General features: G+C 73.5%; 18 protein-coding genes. 13 read left to right on the top strand and 5 right to left on the bottom strand.

Translation table 11 applies throughout. The features are described from left to right. The first annotated feature begins 131 nt into the window (after positions 1-131). The 4 genes from ACF09K_RS00270 (at position 132) to ACF09K_RS00255 (ending at position 7376) form a co-directional block, all read left to right on the top strand. Positions 132-2381 carry a 1,4-beta-glucanase gene (locus ACF09K_RS00270; protein ID WP_392240241.1) on the top strand — a complete coding sequence of 750 codons (2250 nt, stop codon included), beginning with the start codon at positions 132-134 and terminating at the stop codon, positions 2379-2381. After that, on the top strand, positions 2381-4402 hold the full coding sequence (locus ACF09K_RS00265) for a beta-galactosidase (RefSeq protein ID WP_392240240.1): 2022 nt from the start codon (positions 2381-2383) through the stop codon (positions 4400-4402). The genes ACF09K_RS00270 and ACF09K_RS00265 overlap by 1 nt, the downstream gene beginning before the upstream one ends. Then, the gene (locus tag ACF09K_RS00260; protein WP_392240239.1) at positions 4399-6591 is read left to right on the top strand and encodes a glycoside hydrolase N-terminal domain-containing protein; all 2193 of its coding nucleotides are present in this window, start codon (positions 4399-4401) and stop codon (positions 6589-6591) included. The genes ACF09K_RS00265 and ACF09K_RS00260 overlap by 4 nt, the downstream gene beginning before the upstream one ends. Before the next feature lie 71 nt (positions 6592-6662). Next, entirely contained in the window at positions 6663-7376 is a 714-nt protein-coding gene (locus ACF09K_RS00255; RefSeq protein ID WP_392240238.1) for a hypothetical protein, read from the top strand. A 106-nt stretch (positions 7377-7482) separates the two neighbouring features. On the opposite strand, the gene ACF09K_RS00250 is transcribed toward ACF09K_RS00255, so the two are convergent. Further along, positions 7483-9531 (bottom strand): TIM-barrel domain-containing protein, encoded by a 2049-nt coding sequence (locus ACF09K_RS00250; RefSeq protein WP_392240237.1) that lies wholly within the window; start codon positions 9529-9531, stop codon positions 7483-7485. 252 nt (positions 9532-9783) lie between these two features. Next, positions 9784-10797, bottom strand: a complete 1014-nt coding sequence (locus ACF09K_RS00245; protein ID WP_392240236.1) for a LacI family DNA-binding transcriptional regulator — start codon at positions 10795-10797, stop codon at positions 9784-9786. Positions 10798-11043: 246 nt separating this feature from the next. On the opposite strand from ACF09K_RS00245, the gene ACF09K_RS00240 reads away from it, so the two are divergent. The 8 genes from ACF09K_RS00240 to ACF09K_RS00205 all read left to right on the top strand — a co-directional run bounded on the left by ACF09K_RS00240 (position 11044) and on the right by ACF09K_RS00205 (position 21538). After that, complete coding sequence (locus ACF09K_RS00240; protein WP_392240235.1) at positions 11044-11853, top strand: endo-1,4-beta-glucanase; 810 nt, start codon at positions 11044-11046, stop codon at positions 11851-11853. A gap of 111 nt (positions 11854-11964) precedes the next feature. Then, positions 11965-13899 (top strand): acyl-CoA dehydrogenase family protein, encoded by a 1935-nt coding sequence (locus tag ACF09K_RS00235; protein ID WP_392240234.1) that lies wholly within the window; start codon positions 11965-11967, stop codon positions 13897-13899. A 107-nt stretch (positions 13900-14006) separates the two neighbouring features. Next, entirely contained in the window at positions 14007-15263 is a 1257-nt protein-coding gene (dxr, locus tag ACF09K_RS00230) for a 1-deoxy-D-xylulose-5-phosphate reductoisomerase (RefSeq protein ID WP_392240233.1), read from the top strand. Continuing rightward, the gene (locus ACF09K_RS00225) at positions 15260-16564 is read left to right on the top strand and encodes a M50 family metallopeptidase (RefSeq protein ID WP_392240232.1); all 1305 of its coding nucleotides are present in this window, start codon (positions 15260-15262) and stop codon (positions 16562-16564) included. Before dxr ends, ACF09K_RS00225 begins: the two co-directional genes overlap by 4 nt. A gap of 218 nt (positions 16565-16782) precedes the next feature. After that, a complete protein-coding gene (ispG, locus tag ACF09K_RS00220) occupies positions 16783-17940 on the top strand; it encodes a flavodoxin-dependent (E)-4-hydroxy-3-methylbut-2-enyl-diphosphate synthase (RefSeq protein ID WP_392240231.1) in 1158 nt (385 codons plus the stop codon). A 231-nt stretch (positions 17941-18171) separates the two neighbouring features. After that, a complete protein-coding gene (locus ACF09K_RS00215) occupies positions 18172-19020 on the top strand; it encodes a GNAT family N-acetyltransferase (RefSeq protein ID WP_392240230.1) in 849 nt (282 codons plus the stop codon). A 161-nt stretch (positions 19021-19181) separates the two neighbouring features. After that, positions 19182-19712, top strand: a complete 531-nt coding sequence (locus tag ACF09K_RS00210; RefSeq protein ID WP_392240229.1) for a GNAT family N-acetyltransferase — start codon at positions 19182-19184, stop codon at positions 19710-19712. A 122-nt stretch (positions 19713-19834) separates the two neighbouring features. Beyond that, on the top strand, positions 19835-21538 hold the full coding sequence (locus tag ACF09K_RS00205) for a proline--tRNA ligase (protein ID WP_392240228.1): 1704 nt from the start codon (positions 19835-19837) through the stop codon (positions 21536-21538). Between the two features lie 245 nt (positions 21539-21783). Here the strand turns inward: ACF09K_RS00205 and ACF09K_RS00200 are convergent, their stop codons facing one another. The 3 genes from ACF09K_RS00200 to ACF09K_RS00190 are packed head-to-tail and all read right to left on the bottom strand — an operon-like array spanning position 21784 to position 23861. Continuing rightward, on the bottom strand, positions 21784-22677 hold the full coding sequence (locus tag ACF09K_RS00200; RefSeq protein ID WP_392240227.1) for an aminoglycoside phosphotransferase family protein: 894 nt from the start codon (positions 22675-22677) through the stop codon (positions 21784-21786). Between the two features lie 27 nt (positions 22678-22704). Further along, a complete protein-coding gene (locus ACF09K_RS00195; protein ID WP_392240226.1) occupies positions 22705-23247 on the bottom strand; it encodes a ferritin-like domain-containing protein in 543 nt (180 codons plus the stop codon). After that, positions 23244-23861, bottom strand: a complete 618-nt coding sequence (locus ACF09K_RS00190; protein WP_392240225.1) for a hypothetical protein — start codon at positions 23859-23861, stop codon at positions 23244-23246. Before ACF09K_RS00190 ends, ACF09K_RS00195 begins: the two co-directional genes overlap by 4 nt. A 274-nt stretch (positions 23862-24135) precedes the next feature. On the opposite strand from ACF09K_RS00190, the gene rimP reads away from it, so the two are divergent. Continuing rightward, a complete protein-coding gene (gene rimP, locus ACF09K_RS00185) occupies positions 24136-24663 on the top strand; it encodes a ribosome maturation factor RimP (protein ID WP_392240224.1) in 528 nt (175 codons plus the stop codon).

Genomic DNA, 24663 nt, shown 5'->3' with positions numbered 1-24663 from the left:
GCCCGCCGCCGGCCGGTCGCGCGGTTCCCCGCGCCCCCGGCGAGCGCCTCACCCCCCGTCGTCCAGCTCCGGACGCCCGTCGCACGCCCCGTCCGCACCCGGCCACCTCCCCAGCCCCCGCGAGGTCACCCATGTCCGCTTCCCGGCCCTCCCCCCTCTCCCGCCGCACCGTCCTCGCCGGGACGGCGGCCGCGGCGGCCCTCACCGCCGCCCCGGCCCTCCAGGGCCCTGCCCGCGCGGCGGAACAGGGCACCCGCGCGGCGGAGCGAGCGCGACCGCCCGCCCCCGCCTACCGCTGGCGCACCGCCGTCGTCGGCGGCACCGGCTTCGTGACGGGCGTCCTCTTCCACCCCGCCGTCGAGGGCCTCGCCTACGCCCGCACCGACATCGGCGGCGCCTACCGGTGGGACGACCGCACCGCCCGCTGGACCCCCCTCACCGACCACCTCGGCTGGGACGACTGGAACCTCCTCGGCGTCGAGGCCCTGGCCGTCGACCCGGCGCACCCGGACCGCCTCTACCTCGCCCTCGGCACCTACGCCCAGCCCTGGGCCGGCAACGGCGCGGTCCTGCGCTCCGAGGACCGCGGCGCCACCTGGACGCGCACCGACCTCACCGTGAAGCTCGGCGCCAACGAGGACGGCCGGGGCACGGGCGAGCGCCTCCTGGTGGACCCGCGCGACAGCGACACCCTCTGGCTGGGAACCCGGCACGACGGCCTCCTGAGGTCCACGGACCGGGGCGCCACCTGGGAGACGGCGGACGCCTTCCCGGCGACCGCGAGCCCCACCGGGCAGGGCGTCACCCTCCTCGTCGCGGCCGGCCGCGCCCTCTACGCCGGCTGGGGCGACTCCGACGGCACGACGCCCAACCTCTTCCGCACCGCCGACGGCACCACCTGGGAGCCCGTCCCCGGACAGCCCGCCGGCACCGCCGCCAAGGTCCCGGTCCGGGCCGCGTACGACCGGCACGCGCGTGAGCTGTACGTGACGTACGCCGACGCCCCCGGCCCCAACGGCCAGTCCGACGGCAGCGTGCACAAGCTGGCCACGGCGAGCGGCCGCTGGACCGAGGTCACGCCGGTGAGGCCCGGCGGGAGCACCGGCGACGGCTCGGCCGACCGCTTCGGCTACGGCGGGGTCGCCGTGGACGCCCGCCGCCCCGGCACCGTCGTCGTCTCCACCAACAACCGCTGGGCGGCGGTCGACACCCTGTACCGCAGCACCGACGGCGGCCGCACCTGGACCTCCCTCAAGGACACCGCCGTCCTCGACGTGTCGGAGACCCCCTACCTGAAGTGGGGGGAGGCGGAGCCCAAGTTCGGCTGGTGGATCCAGACCGTCGCCGTCGACCCGTACGACTCGCGGAACCTCGTGTACGGCACCGGCGCGACCCTCTACGGCACCCGGGACCTGAAGCACTGGGCCCCGCGGATCCGCGGCCTGGAGGAGACGTCCGTGCGCCACCTGATCTCGCCCCCGGCCGGGCGGGCGCACCTGATCAGCGGCTGCGGGGACGTCGGCGTGCTGTACCACGACCGGCTCACCGCCTCGCCCTCCCGCGGCATGGCCGCGAACCCCGTCTTCGGCACGGCCACGGGACTGGCGCTGGCCGCGGCCAGACCGTCGTACGTCGTGCGCACCGGCTGGGGGGACCACGGCAACGGCGCCCACTCCGACGACGGCGGGCGGACCTGGACGCCCTTCGCGGCCCAGCCCGCCCTCGGCAGGGACGCGCCGGGCCCGATCGCCGTCAGCACCGACGGCGGCGTGCTGCTGTGGGTGTTCGTGCACTGGGACGGCACCAGGTACCCCGCCCACCGCTCCGCCGACCGCGGCGCCACCTGGTCCGAGGTGCCCTCCTTCCCCCAGGGCGCCACACCGGTCGCCGACCCGGCCGACCCCACCCGCTTCTACGCGTACGACACCGACACCGGGACGCTCTTCGCCAGCACCGACGGCGGTCTGACCTTCACCCCGCGCGCCACCGGACTGCCCTCCGGCGACAGCCAGTTCGAGCTGGTGGCGGCGCCCGGCCGGTCCGGCGACCTGTGGCTGAGCACCAAGGGGAACGGGCTGTACCGGTCCACGGACGGCGGCGCGGCCTTCTCGAAGGTCGCCGGCCCCTGGGCCTCGTACACCCTCGGCTTCGGCAAGGCGGCCGACGGCGCTGCCTACCCGGCGGTCTACCTGGTCGGAGCCGTCGGGGCGATCACCGCCGTGTACCGCTCCGACGACGAGGCGGGGAGCTGGGTGCGGATCAACGACGACGCCCACCAGTGGGGCTGGACCGGCGAGACGATCACCGGCGACCCGCGGGTGTACGGCCGGGTCTACCTCGCCACCAACGGGCGCGGCATCCAGTACGGGGAGCCCGTCTGATGCCCGGCCTGGACACGGTGACGAACGGCCGCATCCTCTTCGGCGGCGACTACAACCCCGAGCAGTGGCCCGAGGAGACGTGGCGGGAGGACGTCCGGCTGATGAAGGACGCCGGCGTCAACTCCGTCACCCTCGGCGTCTTCTCCTGGTCGAGGATCGAACCGCAGCCGGGAGCACGCGAGTTCGGCTGGCTCGACCGGCTCATGGACGTGATGCACGCCCACGGCGTCGGCGTCGTCCTGGCCACCCCGACCGCCTCTCCGCCGCCCTGGGTCGGCCACCTCCACCCGGACACCCTCCCCGTCGACCAGGACGGGCGCACCGAGTGGTGGGGCGGGCGCCAGCACTTCTCGCACTCCAGCGCCACCTACCGACGCCTCGCCGCCGCGATCACCGAGGACCTCGCCGCCCGCTACGGCGGCCACCCGGCCCTGACCATGTGGCACATCAACAACGAGTACTGCACCTACGACTGGGGCGACGAGGCCGCCGCCCGCTTCCGCCACTGGCTCCGGGCCCGGTACGGCACCCTCGACGCCCTCAACGAGGCCTGGGGCACCGCCTTCTGGAGCCAGGGCTACGGCGACTGGGCCGAGGTCCACACGCCCCGCCGCGCCCACTACCTGAAGAACCCCACCCAGGTGCTGGACTTCAAGCGGTTCACCTCCGACATGCTCCTGGAGTGCTTCACCGCCGAACGGGACATCGTCCGCCGGGCCACCCCGCACCTCCCCGTGACCAGCAACTTCATGCCGCTGTGGGCCGGCCAGGACGCCTGGCGCTGGGCGGCGGAGGAGGACGTCGTCTCCGTCGACCTCTACCCCGACCCGCGCGACCCGCTCGGCGCCCAGCACGGCGCCCTCGTCCAGGACATGACCCGCTCGCAGGCCCGCGGTCCCTGGATGCTGATGGAGCAGGCGGCCGGCCCGGTCAACTGGCGCGGGGTGAACCACCCCAAGCCGCGCGGCCTCAACCGCCTGTGGTCCCTGCAGGCCGTGGCCCGCGGCGCCGACGCCGTCTGCTACTTCCAGTGGCGCCAGTCCCGCCAGGGCGCGGAGAAGTTCCACTCCGGCATGGTCGGCCACGCGGGGGAGGAGGGCCGCACCTACCAGGAGGTCAAGCGGCTCGGCGCCGACCTCGCCAGGATCTCCGCGCGGGTGGCCGGCCGGCACACGGTCAACGACATCGCGGTCCTGCACGACTGGCACGCCTGGTGGGCGAGCTCCCAGGAGGCCCGGCCCTCCGCCCACGTCGAGCACGCGGACGTCCTGCACGCCTGGCACCGCGCCCTGTGGGAGTCCCACCTCACCACCGACGTCGCCCATCCCGAACACGACCTCGCCGGGTACAAGCTGGTCGTCGTCCCGCAGCTCTACCTCCTCACCGACACCGCGATCGACAACCTCCTCGCCTACGTCCGCGGTGGCGGCACCCTCGTCAGCGGCTTCCTGACCGGCGTCGCCGACGAGGACGACCGGGTCCGTCCCGGCGGCATGGACGCCCGGCTGCGCGAACTGTTCGGCATCCGCACCCTGCACGAGTGGTGGCCGCTGGACCCCGGGGAGCACGCCGCGTGCGACGGCTTCCGCGGCACCCTGTGGTCGGAGGAGATCGAGGAGACCGACGACGCCGTGGTCGAGGCCTCCTACCGGGGCGGGGACCTCGACGGCCTGCCCGCCGTGCTCCGCAGGGACCGCGCCTGGTACGTCTCGACGCTCCCCGAACCCGGCTCCCTGCGCGAACTGCTCGCCCGGATCGCGGCCGGCGCGGGAGCCGCCCCGGTGCTCGCGGACCTGCCCGCCCGGGTCGAGGCCGTCCGCCGCGGCGACCTGCTGTTCCTGCTCAACCACGGGCGCGAGGCCGTGACCGTCGAGGTGCCCGGCACCCACCGGAACCTCCTGGCCGACACCGACACCGACACCGACACCGGCACCGGCACCGGCACCGGCACCGGTACCGGCGCCGAGGTGACGGACCGGATCACCCTCGGCCGTTACGGCGTCGCGGTGCTCTCGTCATGACCGCCGGCCCCGTCCACGGCACCTGGGAGCCGCGCCCGGCCGCCCGCTGGGAGGACGGCTTCCTCAGCGGCAACGGCCACCACGGCGCCCTCGTGTTCGGCGCCCAGGACGACGAGCGCGTCGTCGTCACCCACCACACCCTCGTCCGCCCCAACGGCGCCGAACACGCCGCACCCCCGCGACTCGCCGCCGAACTCCCCGGCCTCCAGGACCGGTTGCTCGCCGGGGACCTCACGGCGGCCGAGGACTTCACCGACGGACGCCCCCTGCAATGGGTGCAGCCCTTCCACCCCGCCTTCCAGCTCCGGCTCCGGCGGCCGGACGCCGACGCCCGCGACTACCGCCGTGCCGTCGACTTCCGCACCGGCGAGGTCACCACCGCCACCGCCGACTGGACCAGCCGCGTCCTCGTCTCCCGCGCGGACGACGTCATCGTCCAGCACGTCACCGGCCCGGCACTCACCCTCGACATCACCCTGGACCACCGGCTCCCGAACGCGCCCGCCCGCCTGGGCGTCGGCCACGGCGCGCTCCTCACCCCGGAGGGCGCCGTCCTCAGCCTCCGCGCCCGCTACCCGGACAGCGACCGCCGGTACACCGGCGTCACGCTCGTCGCGGTGACCGGCGGCCGGCTCTCCCTCGCCGCCCCGGGCGCCCGCGTCGAGGGCGCCGGCTCCGTCCTGCTCCTGACCCGCGTCCGCCGCCACACCGGCGACCTCGACGTCACCGAGGAGACCCGCGCCCTGCGCGCCGTCCTCGCCGGACGGACGTACGACGACCTCCGCGACCGCCACACGGCACTCCACCGCACCGCCTACGAGCGGGTCGCCCTCGACCTCGCCGCCGACCCGGACGAACGCGCCCTGCCCGGCTCGGAACTGCTCGCGCGCCCCGGCGGCACGGCGCTCCTGGAACGCCTCTTCGCGGCCGGCCGCTACCACCTCCTCAGCGCCAGCGGCCTCCTCCCGCCCCGCCTCACCGGCCTGTGGACCGGCGACTGGGACACGGCCTGGGCCGGCGCGTTCACCACCGACGCCAACCTCAACCTCCAGACGGCGTCCGCGGCGGCCGCCGCCCTGCCCGAGGTCACCGCGGCCCTCGCCGCCCTCGTCCACGGCCAGCGCGACGACTGGCGGGAGAACGCCCGCGCGATCTTCGGCGCCCGGGGGATCGTCGCCCCGCCGCACACCGACGGCGAGTCGGGACTGACCTACCACTTCAGCCGCGAGTACCCCCTCCACCTGTGGACGGCCGGCGCCGACTGGCTGCTCAAGCCGCTCGTCGACCACGACGAGACGCACGGCGGGCACGACCCCCGCACCGCCGCCGCGCTCGCCGAGACCGCCCTGTTCTACGAGGACTTCCTCACCCGCACCGACGCCGGCGGACACCTCGTCGTCGTGCCGTCCTACTCACCGGAGAACCGGCCCGCGGGCGGCAGCTGGGGCGCGGTCAACGCGGCCATGGACCTCTCCGCCGCCCGGCACGCCCTGCGCACCGCCGCCGCCTACCACCCGGACCGCGCGGACCGCCTGCGGGCCCTCGCCGACCGGCTCCCGCCGCACCGGACCAACGCCGACGGCGCCCTCGCCGAATGGGCCTGGCCCGGCCTCGGCGACACCTACGACCACCGCCACCTCAGCCACCTGTACGCCGTCTGGCCCCTCGACGAGGTCAACCCCTACGACACGCCCGCGCTCGCGGCCGCCGCCCACCGCGCGCTCGAACTGCGCGGCCCCGAGAACGACTCCGCGCACGGCCACCTCCACCACGCGCTGATCGCGGCCCGGCTGCGCGACGGACGGCGCGTCGGCGAGGCGCTCGCCCGCGTGCTGGAGGGCGACTTCTTCCACACCTCCCTGATGAGCGCCCACTACCCCCACCGCGACGTCTACAACGCGGACGCCGCCCACACCCTGCCCGCCGTCGTCATCGAGGCACTCGTCCAGTCGACCCCCGACCGGCTGGTCCTGCTGCCCGCCCCCGTCCCGGCCCTGCCGGCGGGCGAACTGCGGGGCGTGCGGACCCGGTTCGGCGCCGAACTCGACCTCGCCTGGGGCCCCGACGGAGCCCGCGCCGTCCTGCGGCCGCACCGCACGCACCGCATCGACGTCCTGACCTCCTCCGGCACGGAGCCGCTCGACCTCGTCGCCGGAGAAGACCGCGTCCTCACCCTGGGGACGTGGTAGCTCCCCGCGCAACTCCCGTGATTCCCCACGCGGTTTACCCCGCGATCCCCCCACCCGTGGAAAGGGACACCATGGCACCTCGCACCCTCGGCAGGCTCACCAGGGCCCTGCTCGCCCCCGCCCTGGCGCTCGGCGCCACCGTCGGCCTCGCCGCCGCCCCCGCCCAGGCGGCCGTCTGGAGCTCCTGCGACCAGTGGGGCAACACCGGCCTCGACGGCTACACCCTGTACAACAACATCTGGGGCTCCGGCGCCGGCAGCCAGTGCGTCTGGGCCAACTCCGGCACCAACTGGGGCGTCTGGGCCGACCACCCGAACACCGGCGGCATCAAGTCCTACCCGAACGCCAAGAAGGTGATCAACAAGTCGATCACCTCACTCTCCTCCCTCACCAGCAGCTACGACGTCACCGTCCCGTCGTCCGGCGCCCACAACTCCTCGTACGACATCTGGGACACCGACCACGACTACGAGATCATGCTCTGGGTCAACAAGACCGGGCCCGTCGGCCCCCTCGGCACCTCGCAGGGCACCGTGACGCTGGGCGGCCACACCTGGAACGTCCACAAGGGCAGCAACGGCGCCAACGAGGTGTTCTCCTTCGTCCGCACCTCGAACTCGTCGTCCGGCACCGTGAACATCCTGCCCGTCCTCAAGTGGATCAAGGACACCAAGGGCTGGATGGGCAACGAGACCATCGGCGACGTCCAGTTCGGCTTCGAGATCACCTCGTCCGCGGGCGGCCTGAACTTCCAGGCCAACAGCCTCACCGTGGCCGGCAGCTGACCGGGCGGGGCGGGGCCTCACGGAGTCCGTGAGGCCCCGGCCCCGCCGCCGCGCCGCGGCCGGTCCCTCCTCCCCGGGACCGGCCGCGCCTCTTCGTCCCCCGCGGCTACCCGGCCACGGGCAGCCGCGCCCCGTCCCGCAGGAACAGCGGGATCCGGTCCAGCGGGGCGTCGACCGTCACGGCCGAACCGCCCTCGTACGTCTCGCCCGTCCAGGCGTCCGTCCAGCGCGCGCCCGCCGGGAGGTAGGCCGTCCGGACCGTCGCGCCCGCCGTCAGCACCGGGGCGACCAGCAGGTCACGGCCGAGGAGGTAGGAGTCGTCGACGGACCAGGCCGCCCGGTCGTCGGGGAACTCCAGGAACAGCGGCCGCATCACCGGCAGCCCCTCCTCGTGCGCCTCCCGCATGACGTGGAGCACGTACGGCTTCAGCCGCTCGCGCAGCCGCAGGTACTTCTCCAGGACGGCCCCGGCCTCCTCCCCGTACGACCACACCTCGTTGGGGCCGCCCGTCATCTCCGGGCCCAGCGGCATGCCCGGGTCGCGGAAGCCGTGCAGGCGCATCAGCGGCGACAGCGCGCCGAACTGGAACCAGCGGACCATCACCTCGCGGTACTCCGGGTCGTCCGGGTCGCCGCCGTGGAAGCCGCCGATGTCGGTGTTCCACCACGGGATGCCCGACAGGGCGGTGTTGAGGCCCGCCGCGATCTGCCGGCGCAGGGTCGCGAAGTCGGTGCCGATGTCACCCGACCACAGGGCGGCGCCGTAACGCTGACTGCCCGCCCACGCCGAGCGGTTGAGGGTGATGATCTCGTCGTCGCCATGACCGGACGCGCGCAGGCCCTCGTAGAAGGTCCGGGCGTTCTCGGCCGGATACAGGTTGCCGACCTCCAGGCCCGGCCCCGCCCAGTACCGCAGGTTCTCCGAAAAGCCCGGCTTCAGCTCCGGCTCGCAGGCGTCCAGCCAGAACGCCGTGATCCCGTACGGGGCCAGGTAGTTGTCGCGGATCCGCGACCACACGAACTCCCGGGCCTCGGGGTTGGTGGCGTCGTAGAAGGCGACCTGGACCGGGGTGGCGACCTCCTTGTCCGGCCAGTCGGCGTGCGCCATCGGGCCGTACTGGGTGCCGACGAAGTAGCCGCGCTGCTCCATCACCGGATGGTTCTCCGACAGCGGGGACACCGACGGCCAGACGCTCACCACCAGCTTGACGCCCAGCTCGTCCAGTTCCCGGACCATCGCGGCCGGGTCCGGCCACTCCGCGGGGTCGAACTTCCACTCGCCCAGGTGCGTCCAGTGGAAGAAGTCGCACACGATGACGTCCAGGGGCAGCCCGCGCCGCTCGTACTCCCTCGCCACGGACAGGAGTTCGTCCTGGGTGCGGTAGCGCAGCTTGCACTGCCAGAAGCCGGCCGCCCACTCCGGCAGCATCGGCGTGCGGCCCGTCACCGCGCTGTAGCGGCGCTGGGCGTCGGCCGGGGTGCCCGCGGTGACCCAGTAGTCGATCTGGCGGGCCGCGTCGGCCACCCAGCGGGTGCCGTTGTGCGCCAGCTCCACCCGGCCGATCGCCGGGTTGTTCCACAGCAGGGTGTAGCCCCGGCTGGAGGTGAGCACCGGGATGCCGACCTCGGCGTTGCGCTGGACCAGGTCCAGCACCAGCCCCTTCTGGTCGAGCCGCCCGTGCTGGTGCTGGCCCAGGCCGTAGAGCTTCTCGTCGTCGTAGGCGGCGAACCGCTGCTCCAGGCGGTGGTGGCCGCCTCCGACGGCCGTGTAGAGCCGCGGGCCGGGCCACCAGAAGTGGGCGCGCTCCTCGGCCAGCAGTTCCCGGCCGTCGGCGGTGTCCAGGAACCGGATCAGGCCCTCGGCGTCCACCTCGACGGTGAGCGCGCCGACCGTCAGCCGGCCCCGCCCGTCCTCGATCCTCACCGTGGCGGAGGCCGGCGGCGCCTCGGCGAGCAGTGCGCCGGGCAGCCCGTCGAGGACGGGACCGCCCAGCCGCGCACGGACCCGGACCCCGTCCGGACCCCACGGCTCGACACGGACGGTCTCCTGGCGGCCGCTCCACTCCAGCGCGCCGTCCCGCTCGCGGAAGGTGCCGACGGTGGGAGACGACTGCGCCAGGCTGACCTGGGGCTGGTTTTCGGCGGGCTGATTCACGTGGCGTGCTCCTGTGCTCCTGGAGGAGTGAGTCATGGGGGAAGAAGGGACGGGGGAGGAAAAGGCATGGGGGTGCCACGGACGCGGCGCCGGTGCGGCCGGCGGACGCCGGGGCGAGCTGAGGCGTGCGGGGTGTACGGGGTGTGCGGGGTGTACAGGTCGGGCGGGCGTACGGGGCGTACCGGGCAGGCGCGCGGGTCGGGCGGGCGCGCGGGACCGACGGCGGCGTGCGGGGGCGCCGCGGCCGCCCGGTCAGGAAGCGGCCGGCGCGGGGCCCGAACTCGCGCGGACCGTCAGCTCGGGGGTGAGCAGCACCACGTCGTCCTCGCCCCGGCCGTCGAGCTTGGCGACCAGCCGCTCCACGGCCCGCCGCCCCATCTCCTGCGCGGGGACGGCGACCGACGTCAGCCGTACCGAGGCCTGCACGGCCACCTGGTCGGGGCAGATGGCGACCACCGACACGTCCTCGGGGACGGCCCGGCCCTGCTGGCGCAGCAGCGCGAGCAGCGGCTCGACCGCCGACTCGTTCTGCACGACGAAACCGGTCGTGCCGGGCCGCTCGTCGAGGATCCGGGCCAGCGTCACCGCCATGGCGTCGTACCCGTTCTCGCAGGGGCGGTGCAGCACGCGCAGGCCCAGTTCCTTCGCGCGGGAGCGGAGCCCGTCGAGGGTGCGTTCGGCGAAGCCGGTATGCCGCTCGTACACCGCGGGCGCCTCGCCGATGACGGCGACGTCGCGGTGGCCGAACGTCGCCAGGTGCTCCACGCACAGCGCGCCGGTCGCGCTCCAGTCGAGGTCCACGCAGGTCAGGCCCGTGGTGTCGGCGGGCAGCCCGATCAGGACCGACGGCTGGTGAGTGCCCCGCAGCAGCGGCAGCCGCTCGTCGTCGAGCTGGACGTCCATCAGGATCATCGCGTCGGCGAGCCCGCTGCCGGTGACCCGGCGCACCGCGTCGGGGCCCTCCTCCCCGGTGAGCAGCAGGACGTCGTAGCCGTGCGTGCGGGCCGTGGTGGCGACCGCGATGGCGATCTCCATCATCACGGGCACGTACATGTCGGTGCGCAGCGGGACCATCAGCGCGATGATGTTCGACCGGCTGCTGGCCAGGGCCCGCGCGCCCGCGTTCGGGTGGTAGCCGAGCTGGCGGATGCTCTGCTCCACCCGCTCCCGGGTGGTCGCGGAGATGGACCGCTTGCCGCTGAGGACATAGCTCACCGTGCTCGCCGAGACTCCGGCGTGCTGGGCGACCTCGGCGAGGGTGACCATCCAGCTCTCCAAGATGTGTGAAGCGCTTCGACAGTGCGCAGGGGGAACAGGGGCGGGTGAGGGTGCTTTGACAGTAGCTCTAGCGGGAGTGGGTGTCCATAGGTTGTCGAAGCGCTTCGACTGGGTTTCTCCGGCGTTTCCCCGGCAGGGTCCCGCGGTCCGGATTCCGCGGGCCGCGGCGACCTCGCACGCCCGCCGCGACCACGGGGAGGACGTACACGAACCGTCCCCCCGGAAGGACCCCCGGTGCAACACCGCGGACCCCGCCTCTCCCGGACGGCGAAGGGCCTCGTCGCCGCCTCGGTCGCCCTCGCGGCCGCGGCCGGCGTCACCGTCGCCCGGGCGGGCGAGCCGAGCGGGAAGTGCGCGGCGTTCGACACCGTCACGCTCGGCGAGTACTACGTGAACGACAACCTCTGGAACCAGGAGAAGGCCGTCGGCGGCCAGTGCGTCCGGGACAACTCCCGGACCGGCTCGGCCATCTCCCGGGGGACGTCCTACGACTGGGCCGACAGCGCCACCGGCAAGGACCACGGCGTGAAGTCCTACGTCGGCACCGTCCTCGGCCGGCACGGGGGCTGGAGGGCCGGCAAGGCGAGCACCGGGCTGCCGATCCGGGTCGGCGACCGCAGGAAGGTCACCGTGAGCTGGGACTTCTCCGTCTCCGCGAACCCCGGCGTCATGAACGTCGCCCACGACCTGTGGCCGCACGACAAGAACACCGCCGACCGGCAGGACCAGCCCACCGACGAGGTCATGATCTGGCTCAACCGCCAGGGCGGCGCGGGCCCGCTGGGCACCAGGTACGGCAGCGTCAGCCTGGGCGGCGCCATGCGGGACCTCTACCGGGGCGACATCGGCTGGAACGTCCACTCCTTCGTCCGCCGCACCGACACCACCGGGGCCACGCTGAACCCCGACGACTTCACCCGGACACTCGTCCGGCGCAAGCTGCTGGGCGACGACAAGTACGTCTCCGGGATCGAGTCCGGCACCGAGGTCTTCAAGGGCAAGGGCCGCCTGGACACGAAGGCGTACGCGGTCACCATCGCCTGAACGGGCCCGCGAGGGGTGGTGGGTCCGCCCCGGATCGGGTACCAACGATCGGGTAGCACCCATCGGCAACCGATGCGGTCCGATGCCCCGATTCGCGGCGAGGTGAGCCTCATGTCCGCACCACCCCTCAAGAAGCCCGTCGTCACCGAACGTGAGGCCCGGCAGGTGGCGGAGGCCGCCCGGGAACAGGACTGGCGCAAGCCCAGCTTCGCCAAGGAACTGTTCCTGGGCCGCTTCCGCCTCGACCTCATCCACCCCCACCCCCTCCCCGCCGACGAGGCCGTGCGGCGCGGCGAGCAGTTCCTGGCCAAGCTCCGCGAGTTCTGCGAGACGCGGATCGACGGCGCCCTCATCGAGCGCGAGGCCCGCATCCCCGACGAGGTCGTGACCGGCCTCAAGGAACTCGGCGCCCTCGGCATGAAGATCGACCCCAAGTACGGCGGGCTCGGCCTGACCCAGGTGTACTACAACAAGGCGCTGGCCCTGGTCGGCTCGGTCAGTCCGGCGGTCGGCGTGCTGCTCTCGGCACACCAGTCGATCGGCGTGCCGCAGCCGCTCAAACTGTTCGGCACCGACGAGCAGAAGCAGCGGTTCCTGCCGCGCTGCGCCCGCACCGACATCAGCGCCTTCCTCCTCACCGAGCCGGACGTCGGCTCCGACCCGGCCCGCCTCGCCACCAGCGCCGTACCCGAAGGCGACCACTACGTCCTCGACGGCGTGAAGCTGTGGACCACCAACGGCGTCGTCGCCGACCTGCTGGTCGTCATGGCCCGGGTCCCCCGGAGCGAGGGCCACCCGGGCGGCATCACCGCCTTCGTCGTGGAGGCGGACTCGCCCGGCATCACCGTGGAGAACCGCAACTCCTTCATGGGACTGCGCGGCATCGAGAACGGCGTCACCCGCTTCCACCGGGTCCGCGTCCCCGCCGCGAACCGCATCGGCCCCGAGGGCGCCGGTCTGAAGATCGCACTGACCACCCTCAACACCGGCCGGCTCTCGCTGCCCGCCTCCTGCGTGGCGGCCGGCAAGTGGAGCCTGAAGATCGCCCGCGAGTGGTCGGCGGCCCGCGAGCAGTGGGGCAGGCCCATCGCCGCCCACGAGGCGGTCGGAGCGAAGATCTCCTTCATCGCGGCGACCACCTTCGCCCTGGAGGCCGTGCTCGACCTGTCCTCGCAGATGGCCGACGAGAACCGCAACGACATCCGCATCGAGGGCGCCCTGGCCAAGCTCTTCGCCTCCGAGATGGGCTGGCGGATGGCCGACGAACTGGTCCAGATCCGCGGCGGCCGCGGCTTCGAGACCGCCGACTCCCTCGCCGCCCGCGGCGAGCGGGCGGTCCCCGCCGAACAGGTCCTGCGCGACCTGCGCATCAACCGCATCTTCGAGGGCTCGACGGAGATCATGCACCTGCTGATCGCCCGCGAGGCCGTCGACGCCCACCTCTCGGTCGCCGGCGCCCTCATCGACCCCGACACGTCCCTCCAGGACAAGGCGAGGGCGGGCGCGAACGCCGGCGCCTTCTACGCCAGGTGGCTGCCGAAGCTGCTCACGGGACCCGGCCAGCTCCCGAACTCCTTCACGGAGTTCCGGCACGAGGTCGACCTCTCCCCGCACCTGCGGTACGTCGAGCGGCACGCCCGCAGGCTGGCCCGCTCCACCTTCTACGCCATGTCCCGCTGGCAGGGCCGCATGGAGACCAAGCAGAACTTCCTCGGCCGGATCGTCGACATCGGCGCCGAACTGTTCGCGATGAGCGCGGCCTGCGTACGCGCCGAACTGCTGCGCTCCCGCGGTGAGCACGGCCGCGAGGCCTACCAGCTCGCCGACGTGTTCTGCCGCCAGTCCCGCATCCGGGTCGAGGAACTCTTCTCGCGCCTGTGGTCCAACACCGACGACCTCGACCGCAAGGTCGTCGAGGGCGTCCTCACAGGCACCTACGCGTGGCTGGAGCAGGGCGTCCTCGACCCCTCGGGCGAGGGCCCCTGGATCGCCGACACCACCGCGGGGCCGTCCGAACACGAGAACGTCCACCGCACGATCGGGTGAGACCGCGCCCACCGGGCCACGGGTGTCCCGCCCCGAGCCCCCTCGTGAGGGGGGCCGTGGGGGGACACCCTGTCCGTCCGCCCGTGCGGTGCGGCAACAATGGGGTCATGAGCGACAGTCCAGCCCCACTCGCCGACCCGCATCTCGTCTACGACCCCGTGGCGGGCGACGGCCCCAAGGACGTGGTGGTCCTCGGGTCCACCGGGTCGATCGGCACGCAGGCCATCGACCTCGTGCTGCGCAACCCGGACCGCTTCCGGGTGACCGGCCTGTCCGCCAACGGCGGACGGGTCGCCCTCCTCGCCGAGCAGGCCCACCGGCTGCGGGTGCGGACCGTCGCGGTCGCCCGCGAGGACGTCGTACCGGCCCTGCGGGAAGCCCTGAGCAGCGCGTACGGCCCCGGCGAGCCGCTTCCCGAGATCCTCGCCGGACCGGACGCGGCCACCCTCCTCGCCGCCTCCGACGGCCACACCGTGCTGAACGGCATCACCGGCTCCATCGGCCTCGCGCCCACCCTCGCCGCCCTGGAGGCGGGCCGCACCCTCGCGCTCGCCAACAAGGAGTCGCTCATCGTCGGCGGCCCGCTGGTGAAGGCGCTCGCCGAGCCCGGCCAGATCATCCCGGTCGACTCCGAGCACGCGGCGCTGTTCCAGGCCCTCGCGGCCGGCACCCGCGCCGACGTCCGCAAGCTCGTCGTCACCGCCTCCGGCGGCCCCTTCCGCGGCCGCACCAGGGACCAGCTGGCGCACGTCACCGTCGAGGACGCCCTCGCGCACCCCACCTGGGCCATGGGCCCGGTCATCACGATCAACTCGGCGACCCTCGTCAACAAGGGCCTGGAGGTCATCGAGGCGCACCTCCTCTACGACATTCCCTTCTCCCGCATTGAGGTGGTCGTGCACCCGCAGTCGTATGTCCACTCGATGGTCGAGTTCACGGACGGATCGACGCTGGCGCAGGCGACGCCCCCCGACATGCGGGGGCCCATCGCCATCGGCCTCGGCTGGCCCGAGCGGGTCCCCGACGCGGCGCCCGCGTTCGACTGGAGCAAGGCGTCGACGTGGGAGTTCTTCCCGCTCGACGACGAGGCCTTCCCCTCCGTGAACCTCGCCCGGCACGTCGGCGAGCTCGCGGGCACGGCCCCGGCGGTGTTCAATGCCGCCAACGAGGAGTGCGTGGAGGCGTTCCGCGAGGGCGCGCTGCCGTTCAACGGGATCATGGAGACCGTGACGCGGGTCGTCGAGGAGCACGGCACCCCGCGCGCGGGAACCTCGCTCACCGTGCCGGACGTCCTCGAAGCGGAGACCTGGGCGCGCGCCCGGGCCCGGGAACTGACGGCACAGACGGCGGAGGCCCGTGCATGACGACCCTGATGTTCATCCTCGGCATAGTGGTCTTCGCCTTCGGACTGCTGGTGTCGATCGCCTGGCACGAGCTGGGGCACCTGTCCACCGCCAAGCTCTTCGGCATCCGCGTCCCGCAGTACATGGTCGGCTTCGGCCCCACCCTCTGGTCCCGCCACAAGGGCGAGACCGAGTACGGCGTCAAGGCGATCCCGTTCGGCGGCTACATCCGCATGATCGGCATGTTCCCGCCGGGTGACGACGGCCGCGTCACGGCCCGCTCCACCTCGCCCTGGCGCGGCATGATCGAGGACGCCCGCTCGGCGGCGTACGAGGAACTGCGGCCCGGCGACGAGACGCGCATGTTCTACACGCGCAAGCCGTGGAAGCGGGTCATCGTGATGTTCGCGGGCCCCTTCATGAACCTGATCCTCGCCGTCGCCCTCTTCTTCACGGTCCTGATGGGCTTCGGCATCCAGCAGCAGACCACGTCCGTCGCCTCCGTCTCGCCCTGCGTCATCTCCCAGAGCGAGAACCGCGACACCTGCGAGAAGGGCGACCCCGCCTCCCCGGCGGCCGCCGCCGGCATGCGGAAGGGCGACAGGATCCTCTCCTTCGCCGGCAAGCCCACCGAGGACTGGGACACCCTCTCCGACCTCATCCGGGTCAGCGCCGGCAAGGAGGTCGCGATCGTCGTCGACCGGGACGGCCGCGAGCTCACCCTGAACGCGAAGATCGCCACCAACCTGGTCGCGAAGAAGGACGGGAGCGGCTCCTACGTCCAGGGCGAGTACGTCAAGGCCGGCTTCCTCGGCTTCAGCGCGGCCACCGGGGTCGTCAAACAGGACTTCGGCGAGTCCACGGTCTGGATGACCGAACGGGTCGGCGACGCCGTCGACTCCCTCGCCGCCCTGCCCTCCAAGATCCCCGCCCTGTGGGACGCGGCCTTCGGCGACGGCCCCCGCGAACCCGACTCCCCGATGGGCGTCGTCGGCGCGGCACGGGTCGGCGGCGAGATCGCCACCCTCGACATCCCGGCCTCGCAGCAGCTCGCGATGTTCGTGATGCTGCTCGCCGGCTTCAACCTCTCCCTGTTCCTGTTCAACATGCTCCCGCTGCTGCCGCTCGACGGCGGGCACATCGCGGGCGCCCTGTGGGAGTCGCTGCGCCGCAACCTCGCCAGGGTGCTGCGCCGTCCCGACCCCGGCCCCTTCGACGTGGCGAAGCTGATGCCGGTGGCCTACGTGGTGGCCGGGATCTTCATCTGCTTCACCGTCCTCGTCCTCATCGCGGACGTCGTCAACCCGGTGAAGATCTCCTAGCCGTACGACGTCCGGGGCGGCCCGGCACGCTCCGTGCCGGGCCGCCCTCCCGCGAGCGGGGTCCGACGGCCGGTGAGGGTGCCCCGCCCGGGTGTCCCCCGAGCGTTCCGAGGACGGGGGAGTGCCCGCACAGGGGCGCCCGTGCCGTAATCTCGAAGTCTGGAGCCCGCCACCGACGGGACCTGGACGTTGATCCACGACTTGGGGTTGCACAGCAGATGACTGCGATTTCTCTCGGCATGCCGTCCGTTCCGACCAAGCTCGCCGAGCGCCGCAAGAGCCGGCGGATCCAGGTCGGGTCCGTGGCGGTGGGCGGGGACGCTCCCGTCTCGGTGCAGTCGATGACGACGACGCGGACCTCGGACATCGGTGCGACGCTGCAGCAGATCGCGGAGCTGACGGCGGCGGGCTGCCAGATCGTGCGGGTGGCGTGTCCGACGCAGGACGACGCGGACGCGCTGGCGACGATCGCGCGCAAGTCGCAGCTGCCGGTGATCGCGGACATCCACTTCCAGCCCAAGTACGTGTTCGCCGCGATCGAGGCGGGCTGTGCGGCGGTGCGGGTGAACCCGGGCAACATCAAGCAGTTCGACGACAAGGTCAGGGAGATCGCGAAGGCGGCCAAGGAGCACGGCACCCCGATCCGGATCGGCGTCAACGCCGGCTCGCTGGACCGCCGGCTGCTGCAGAAGTACGGCAAGGCCACCCCGGAGGCGCTGGTGGAGTCGGCGCTGTGGGAGGCGTCGCTGTTCGAGGAGCACGACTTCCACGACATCAAGATCTCCGTCAAGCACAACGACCCGGTCGTGATGATCGAGGCCTACCGCCAGCTCGCCGCGCAGTGCGACTACCCCCTGCACCTGGGCGTCACCGAGGCCGGGCCGGCCTTCCAGGGCACCATCAAGTCGGCGGTCGCCTTCGGCGCGCTGCTCTCGCAGGGCATCGGCGACACCATCCGCGTCTCCCTCTCCGCACCGCCGGTGGAGGAGGTCAAGGTCGGCAACCAGATCCTGGAGTCCCTCAACCTCAAGCAGCGCGGACTGGAGATCGTCTCCTGCCCGTCCTGCGGTCGCGCCCAGGTCGACGTGTACAAGCTGGCCGAGGAGGTCACGGCGGGCCTGGAGGGCATGGAGGTCCCGCTGCGCGTCGCGGTCATGGGCTGCGTCGTCAACGGCCCCGGCGAGGCGCGCGAGGCCGACCTCGGCGTGGCCTCCGGCAACGGCAAGGGACAGATCTTCGTCAAGGGCGAGGTCGTCAAGACCGTCCCCGAGTCCAAGATCGTGGAGACCCTCATCGAAGAGGCCATGAAGATCGCCGCACAGATGGAATCCGACGGCGTGACCTCCGGCGAACCCCAGGTGTCGGTGGCGGGCTGACCCGCCCGGTCCCCTCACTCCCCGGTCTCCGGGGCACCCTGCCGCCTCCCGACAGGACGCCCCGGGGTCCGGCGTGGTGGACCGCCACAGGCGTCGTCCAGGGGCGGGGGGAAACGGTTCGCAAGATCATGGATCCGTTGGTAGCACAGGGTCCCCTGCGACGGGCGGCGCCGCACAACCCCGGCAGGTACAGTGCGGAGGTCAGGAAGACCCCAGTGTGAGGCCCCGCACGTGTTGACGCAGACCACCTCCCGGGTCCTCGAACCGAGCGACCTGGACGCCGCCCTCGCCGTCCTCGACCGTGAGCCGGTCGCCAACGCCTTCGTGACCTCCCGGGTGCAGGTCGCGGGCCTGGACCCGTGGCGCCTCGGCGGCGAGATGTGGGGCTGGTACGAGGACGGCATGCTGACGTCCCTCTGCTACGCCGGCGCCAACCTGGTCCCGATCTGCGCCACCCCCCGCGCCGTCCGCGCCTTCGCCGACCGCGCCCGCCGGGCCGGTCGCCGCTGCTCCTCCATCGTCGGCCCCGCCGAGGCCACCGCCCTGCTGTGGCGGCTCCTCGAACCGCACTGGGGCCCCGCCCGCGAGGTCCGCGCCCGCCAGCCCCTGATGGTCACCGACCGGATGCCGGACGACGTCGCCCCGGACCCCTACGTACGCCGCATCCGCAAGGACGAGATGGACGCGATCATGCCGGCGTGCGTGGCGATGTTCACCGAGGAGGTCGGCATCTCCCCGATGGCCGGCGACGGCGGCCTGCTCTACCAGGCGCGGGTCGCCGAACTCGTCGGCTCCGGCCGCTCGTTCGCCCGCCTCGACGACCGGGGCAGGGTCGTCTTCAAGGCGGAGATCGGCGCGGCCACGCCCCAGGCCTGCCAGGTCCAGGGCGTCTGGGTGGCCCCCGAGTACCGGGGGAGGGGCCTGGCGGCCCCCGGCATGGCGGCCGTCCTGCGCTACGCGCTCGCGGACGTCGCCCCGGTGGTCAGCCTCTACGTCAACGACTTCAACACGACGGCGAGGCGGACGTACCGCAGGGTCGGCTTCGAAGAGGTCGGTGCGTTCATGAGCGTCCTGTTCTGAGCGTCCCGTCGGGGGCTCCGCTCCGAGCGTCCCGTTCCGGAGGCCCGGGGCCGCCTCCCCCTCGCCGCGTCCGGCCCCGCCGCGGGGGCCCGCCCCGCCCCCTCCACCCGGCAGCCGCCGACCGGAACCCGCCGACCGGCACCCCCCTGTAGGCTCCCGCCATGGACCCCGTCATCGGCCCCTTGGACCTTCCCGCCCACGTGGACGAGGCCCTCGCCGTGCAAGCCGTGGCCTTCGGACTGGGCCCGGACGAGGTGGCCGTCCGCCGGCAGATCGTCCTGCGCCACATGACCAACCCCGGCGCGCGGGCATACGGGGCGACCGTCGGTGACCGGCTCGTCGGCTTCGTCTACGGCATGCCCAACGACCGCTCCCACTGGTGGTCCACCGTCGTCGAGCCCTACCTGCGCGCCAACGGCACCGACTTCTGGCTCGACGACTCCTTCGTCATCACCGAGCTCCACGTCCACCCGGCCCACCAGAACCGCGGCGCGGGCCGCTCCCTGATCACCACGATCACCGACACCGCGACCCAGCCGCGCTCGATCCTCTCCGCGATCGACATCGACAGCCCGGCCCGCGCGCTGTACCACTCCCTGGGCTACCGGGACCTGGCCCGCCGCGTCCTCTTCCCCAGCGCCCCCCGCCCGTACGCCGTCATGGGCGCCCCCCTCCCGCTCCGCCGGGCGTAAACGGATTTCCGGCCGCGCGGGGCTCCCGGCTAACCTCCTAGTGCCGCAACAGGCAGCACCCTCCCCACCCTCGGCCCGTGCCGAGCGGGGCGAATATCCCGATCGGCAGGAGTTCGTACACCATGGCCAACGCACCGGTCCAGCGCATGTCCCAGTTGATGGCGAAGACGCTGCGCGACGACCCGGCGGACGCCGAGGTCCTCAGCCACAAGCTCCTCGTCCGCGCCGGCTACGTCCGCCGCACCGCCGCCGGCGTCTGGAGCTGGCTGCCGCTGGGCAAGAAGGTCCTCGCCAACGTGGAGCGGATCGTCCGCGAGGAGATGGACGCGATCGGCGCCCAGGAGGTGCTGCTCCCCGCCCTGCTGCCGAAGGAGCCGTACGAGGCGACCGGCCGCTGGGAGGAGTACGGCCCCGAACTCTTCCGCCTGAACGACCGCAAGGGCGGCGACTACCTCCTCGGCCCCACCCACGAGGAGATCTTCACCCTGCTGGTCAAGGACCAGTGCACGTCCTACAAGGACCTGCCGGTCATCCTCTACCAGATCCAGACCAAGTTCCGTGACGAGGCCCGCCCCCGCGCCGGCATCCTGCGCGGCCGCGAGTTCCTGATGAAGGACTCCTACTCCTTCGACACCGAGGACGAGGGCCTGGCCGCCTCCTACGCCCTGCACCGGCAGGCGTACCAGAAGGTGTTCGAGCGCCTCGGCCTGGACTACCGCATCTGCGCGGCGACCGCGGGAGCCATGGGCGGCTCGAAGTCGGAGGAGTTCCTGGCCCCGGCCGAGGCCGGCGAGGACACCTTCGCGGACTGCCCGAACTGCGACTTCGCGGCCAACACCGAGGCGATCACCTACGCGTCGCAGCCGGTCGACCCCTCCGCCGTGCCCGCGGCCGAGGAGATCCCCACCCCCGACACCCCCACCATCGAGACCCTCGCCGCCTCCCTCGGCGTGCCGGCGTCCGCCACGCTGAAGAACCTCCTGGTCAAGGTGAACGGCGAGATCGTCGCCGTCGGCGTGCCCGGTGACCGCGAGGTCGACCTGGGCAAGGTCGAGGCGCACTTCGCGCCCGCCGTCGTCGAACTGGTCACCGCCGAGGACTTCACCGGCCGCCCCGACCTGGTCCGCGGCTACGTCGGCCCGCAGGGCCTGGAGAAGGTGACCTACATCGCCGACCCGCGCGTGGCGCCGGGCACCGCGTGGATCACGGGCGCCAACAAGGAGAACACGCACGCGAAGAACGTCGTCGCGGGGCGTGACTTCGAGGTCGACGCCTACGTCGACGTCGTGGTCGTCCGGGAGGGCGACCCCTGCCCGAAGTGCGGCACCGGCCTCAAGCTGGACCGCGCCATCGAGATCGGCCACATCTTCCAGCTGGGCCGCAAGTACGCCGACGCCCTCAAGCTCGACGTCCTCGGCCAGAACGGCAAGCCGGTCCGCGTCACCATGGGCTCGTACGGCATCGGCGTCTCCCGCGCGGTCGCGGCCCTCGCCGAGCAGAGCGCCGACGACAAGGGCCTGTGCTGGCCCGCCGAGGTCGCCCCGGCCGACGTGCACGTGGTCGCGGCCGGCAAGGCCCTCCAGACCGAACTGGCCCTGGACGTCTCCGAGAAGCTGCGGGCAGCCGGCCTGCGGGTCCTGGTCGACGACCGGGCCGGGGTCTCGCCGGGCGTGAAGTTCACCGACTCCGAGCTGATCGGCGTGCCGAAGATCCTGGTCGCGGGCCGCCGCTCCGCCGAGGGCGTCCTGGAACTGAAGGACCGCAGGACCGGCGAGCGCGAGGAGCTGACGGTGGACGAGGCCGTCGCCCGCCTCACGACCGCGTAAGCACGTTCCGGATCCTTCGCGGACCGTTCCCCCGCCCCGCCGCAGGACGTGACAGACGTCCCGGCGGCGGGGGAGCGACCGCGACCCCCGCGGGCGGCCCGGCGACCGACGGCCACCCCGTCCGGTCCGCTCCCGGGCCGACGGCCGCACGGCGTGCCCTCAGGGCGTCGGGGGCGGGGCGCGTCGTCACGACGGGCCCGTGCCCTCGGGCCACCCCACCCCGTGGGAACCCGCCGGACGGGTCCCTAGACCCACCCGGCGAACTCCAGCAACAGCTCCGCGTCCCTGGGCCGTCCCACGCGCAGGGCCCGCACGCCCGACTCCACGGCCCGGAACAGCGTCCACCCCCGCAACCGCTCCTGGTCCACCTCCAGCGACTCCGCGAGCCGCTTCACCCGCCGCCGGGTCGTCGTCGCCCCCGACGAGGAGGCGATCAGGTCCTCCACCCGGTCCCGGACCAGCCGTGCCAGGTCGAAGGCGCACTCGCCGACCACCGGGTCCGGCCCCACCGCCAGCCAGGGCGTCCGCTCGCCCGCGAGCACCTTGCTCTGCCGGAACGTCCCGTGCAGCAGCCGGTGCTCGGGCGGCGCGGCCAGCAGCTCCTCGCGGGCCGCGAGCGCCGCGTCGACGAGCCCCGCCACGTCCGCGTCTGCCCGCGCGCGCATCGCCTCCGCCTGCCGCCCGGTCCGCTCGGCCACCGTTTCGAAGGAGTGCCCGGCGGGCGGTTCCACCCACAGCCGCCGCAGCGTCCCCGCCGCCTCCAGCAGCGCCCTCGCCTCCGGCAGCGACCGCACCGACACGTCGGGGTGCAGCCGCTCCAGCAGGAGGGCCCCCTCACCCGCCGGCCCCTCCACCAGCTGTACGGCGCCCCGGCCGCCCCAGTGGGCGAGCGCGGCCCGCTCCGCCTCCGGCCGGAACCGTGGCGGGGCCAGTTTCAGCACGGCCGGCGTCCCGTCGGCACGCCGTACCAGCAGCACCAGGCTGCTGCGGCCGCCGGGCACCTGCACCCGCTCGACGGTCAACTCGCGTAGCGCGACGGCCCGGCGGACCGTCTCCGGCAGCTTCTCCAACCAGTCGTCACCGCCCGGCGCGCTCTCGCCGAGCGCCCTGACCAGACGCTGCGGCGGTTCGAAAGCCATACGCGAGTCGTCCTCTCCTGCTCCGGTCTACGCCGTCGGTGTGGGGGTCGGCGCGGTGGTCGAGGCGGGTGCCGGTGTCGCCGTGCCCGCCCTCGTCGCCGCGGGACCGGCCCCGGTGGCGGCCGGGTCCGCCTGCGTACCGGCCCGCTCGGCGAGACCAGGGAAGGCTACGCTCCCACCGCGCCAGCGCACCGCGCGGACCGCGGCCTCCCGCAGCGCCCCGGCCGCCTCACGACGCCGGGCACCGGTGGCCGCCCGGACCAGGTCCGAGTAGACCCCGGCGACGCGTTCCTCCAGCTCGACGGCGAGCCGGAGCGCCGCGGCGGAGTCCGGCACCGCGAACGGCAGCGCGTACGCGGCGCTCGCGGCGACGGGCTCGGCGCCCAGGCCGCGGACCTCGCGCGCCAGCGCGTCCCGGCGCGCCCGGTGTGCGTCGTACGCCGCCCGGGCCTCCGTGCGCCGCCCCTCGTGGATCCGGCCGCCGACCACCCCGTAGCCGTACACCGCCGCGTGCTCGGCGGCCAGCGCGGCCTGGAGCGCCGTCACCTCACCGGTGTTCCGCCCGCTCATCGGTCCCCCTCCGTCAGCAGGTACGCGTGCGCGGCCCCGGCCGCCGCCACCGAGGCCAGCAGCCGGGCCAGCTCGCCCGGCACGTCCGCCAGGGCCGCGACCCTGCGGTCCGCGAGGGCCCGCTCCGCGCCGGCCAGGTCGGCGAGCGCGCCCTTCGCCGTCGCGGGGACGGCGGCGGACGGCGCGGCCGGGACCGTCCCGGAAGCCGGTACCGAGGCCGACGACGCCGGGGCCGGCACCGACGCCGGGGCGGACGCCGAGACCGACGGGAGTGCGGAGGCGGGGGTCGGCGTCGACGTCCCGGCGCTCCCCACCGCGCCGCCGAACGCCGTCACATGCCGCACGACCTCCGCCCGCAGCGGTGCCAGCCGTGCCGCCAGCGCCGGATGGACGGCGAGGACGGCGTCGTAGCGCTCCACCAGTCCCGCGCTGTCCGCGGCGGCACGCGCGCGTGCGCGCTCCCGCGCCGGGGCCGACGGATCACCGCCGGAGGTCCCCCCGGCGTCCCCCTCGCCGGAGGAGCACCCGGCCAGCAGGACGACCCCGGCGGCCGAGGCGAGCAGAGTTCTTCGGCGCGGCCCGGAAGGGGTGCGCACAGGCGGCGGGAACGGCACGGCAGACGTCCTCGGGGAATCTCGTACGAAAGCGAAAGGAACCGATCGCGGGCCGCTCACGCGCGTGCAGGCCCGTGATCACCGTACCCGCGCGTCGGCCCGGCACCACTCACCGGCACCGTCCGTGCCCCGTCAGGCCCCGTCGGGCCCCGTCGGGTGCGGCCGGACGCCGGTGGGCCACTCGGTGGACGGCAACACACCCCGCGACCGGATACCCTTTGACCAGACACGCGCACCGTCCCACAACAGCACACGCGGCCGAGGAGTCACCCGGATGAGCACCACCCAGAGCGAGAGGCTGCGAGAACTGCTCGAACCGCTCGTCACCTCCCAGGGGCTGGACCTCGAAGAGATCACCGTGGACTCCGTCGGTCGCAAGAGGGTGCTGAGCGTGGTCGTCGACTCCGACACCGGAGCGGACCTGGACCGGATCGCCGATGTGAGCCGCGCGCTCTCGGCGAAGCTCGACGAGACGGACGCGATGGGCGAGGGCGAGTACACCCTCGAGGTCGGCACCCCGGGCGCGGAGCGCGCCCTCACCGAACACCGCCACTACGTCCGTGCCACGGACCGCCTGGTGAAGTTCCGGCTCCACGAGGGCGGCGAGGTGCTCGCCCGCATCCTCGGAGTGGACGACGACGGCCTCGACGTCGAGGTGCCGGGCGTGAAGGGCCGCAGGGCCACCACGCGCAGGCTCGCCTTCGGCGACATCGACCAGGCCCGCGTCCAGGTCGAGTTCAACCGCAAGGACAAGCAGGACGTGCAGGACGAGAAGGACATGAAGGAAGAGGAGGAGGCGTAG

Origin of the sequence: Streptomyces sp. NPDC014882 (genome assembly GCF_043081325.1) — a bacterium.
Taxonomy (GTDB): Bacteria; Actinomycetota; Actinomycetes; order Streptomycetales; family Streptomycetaceae; genus Streptomyces.
This window is presented reverse-complemented; position numbering and strand designations above follow the sequence as displayed.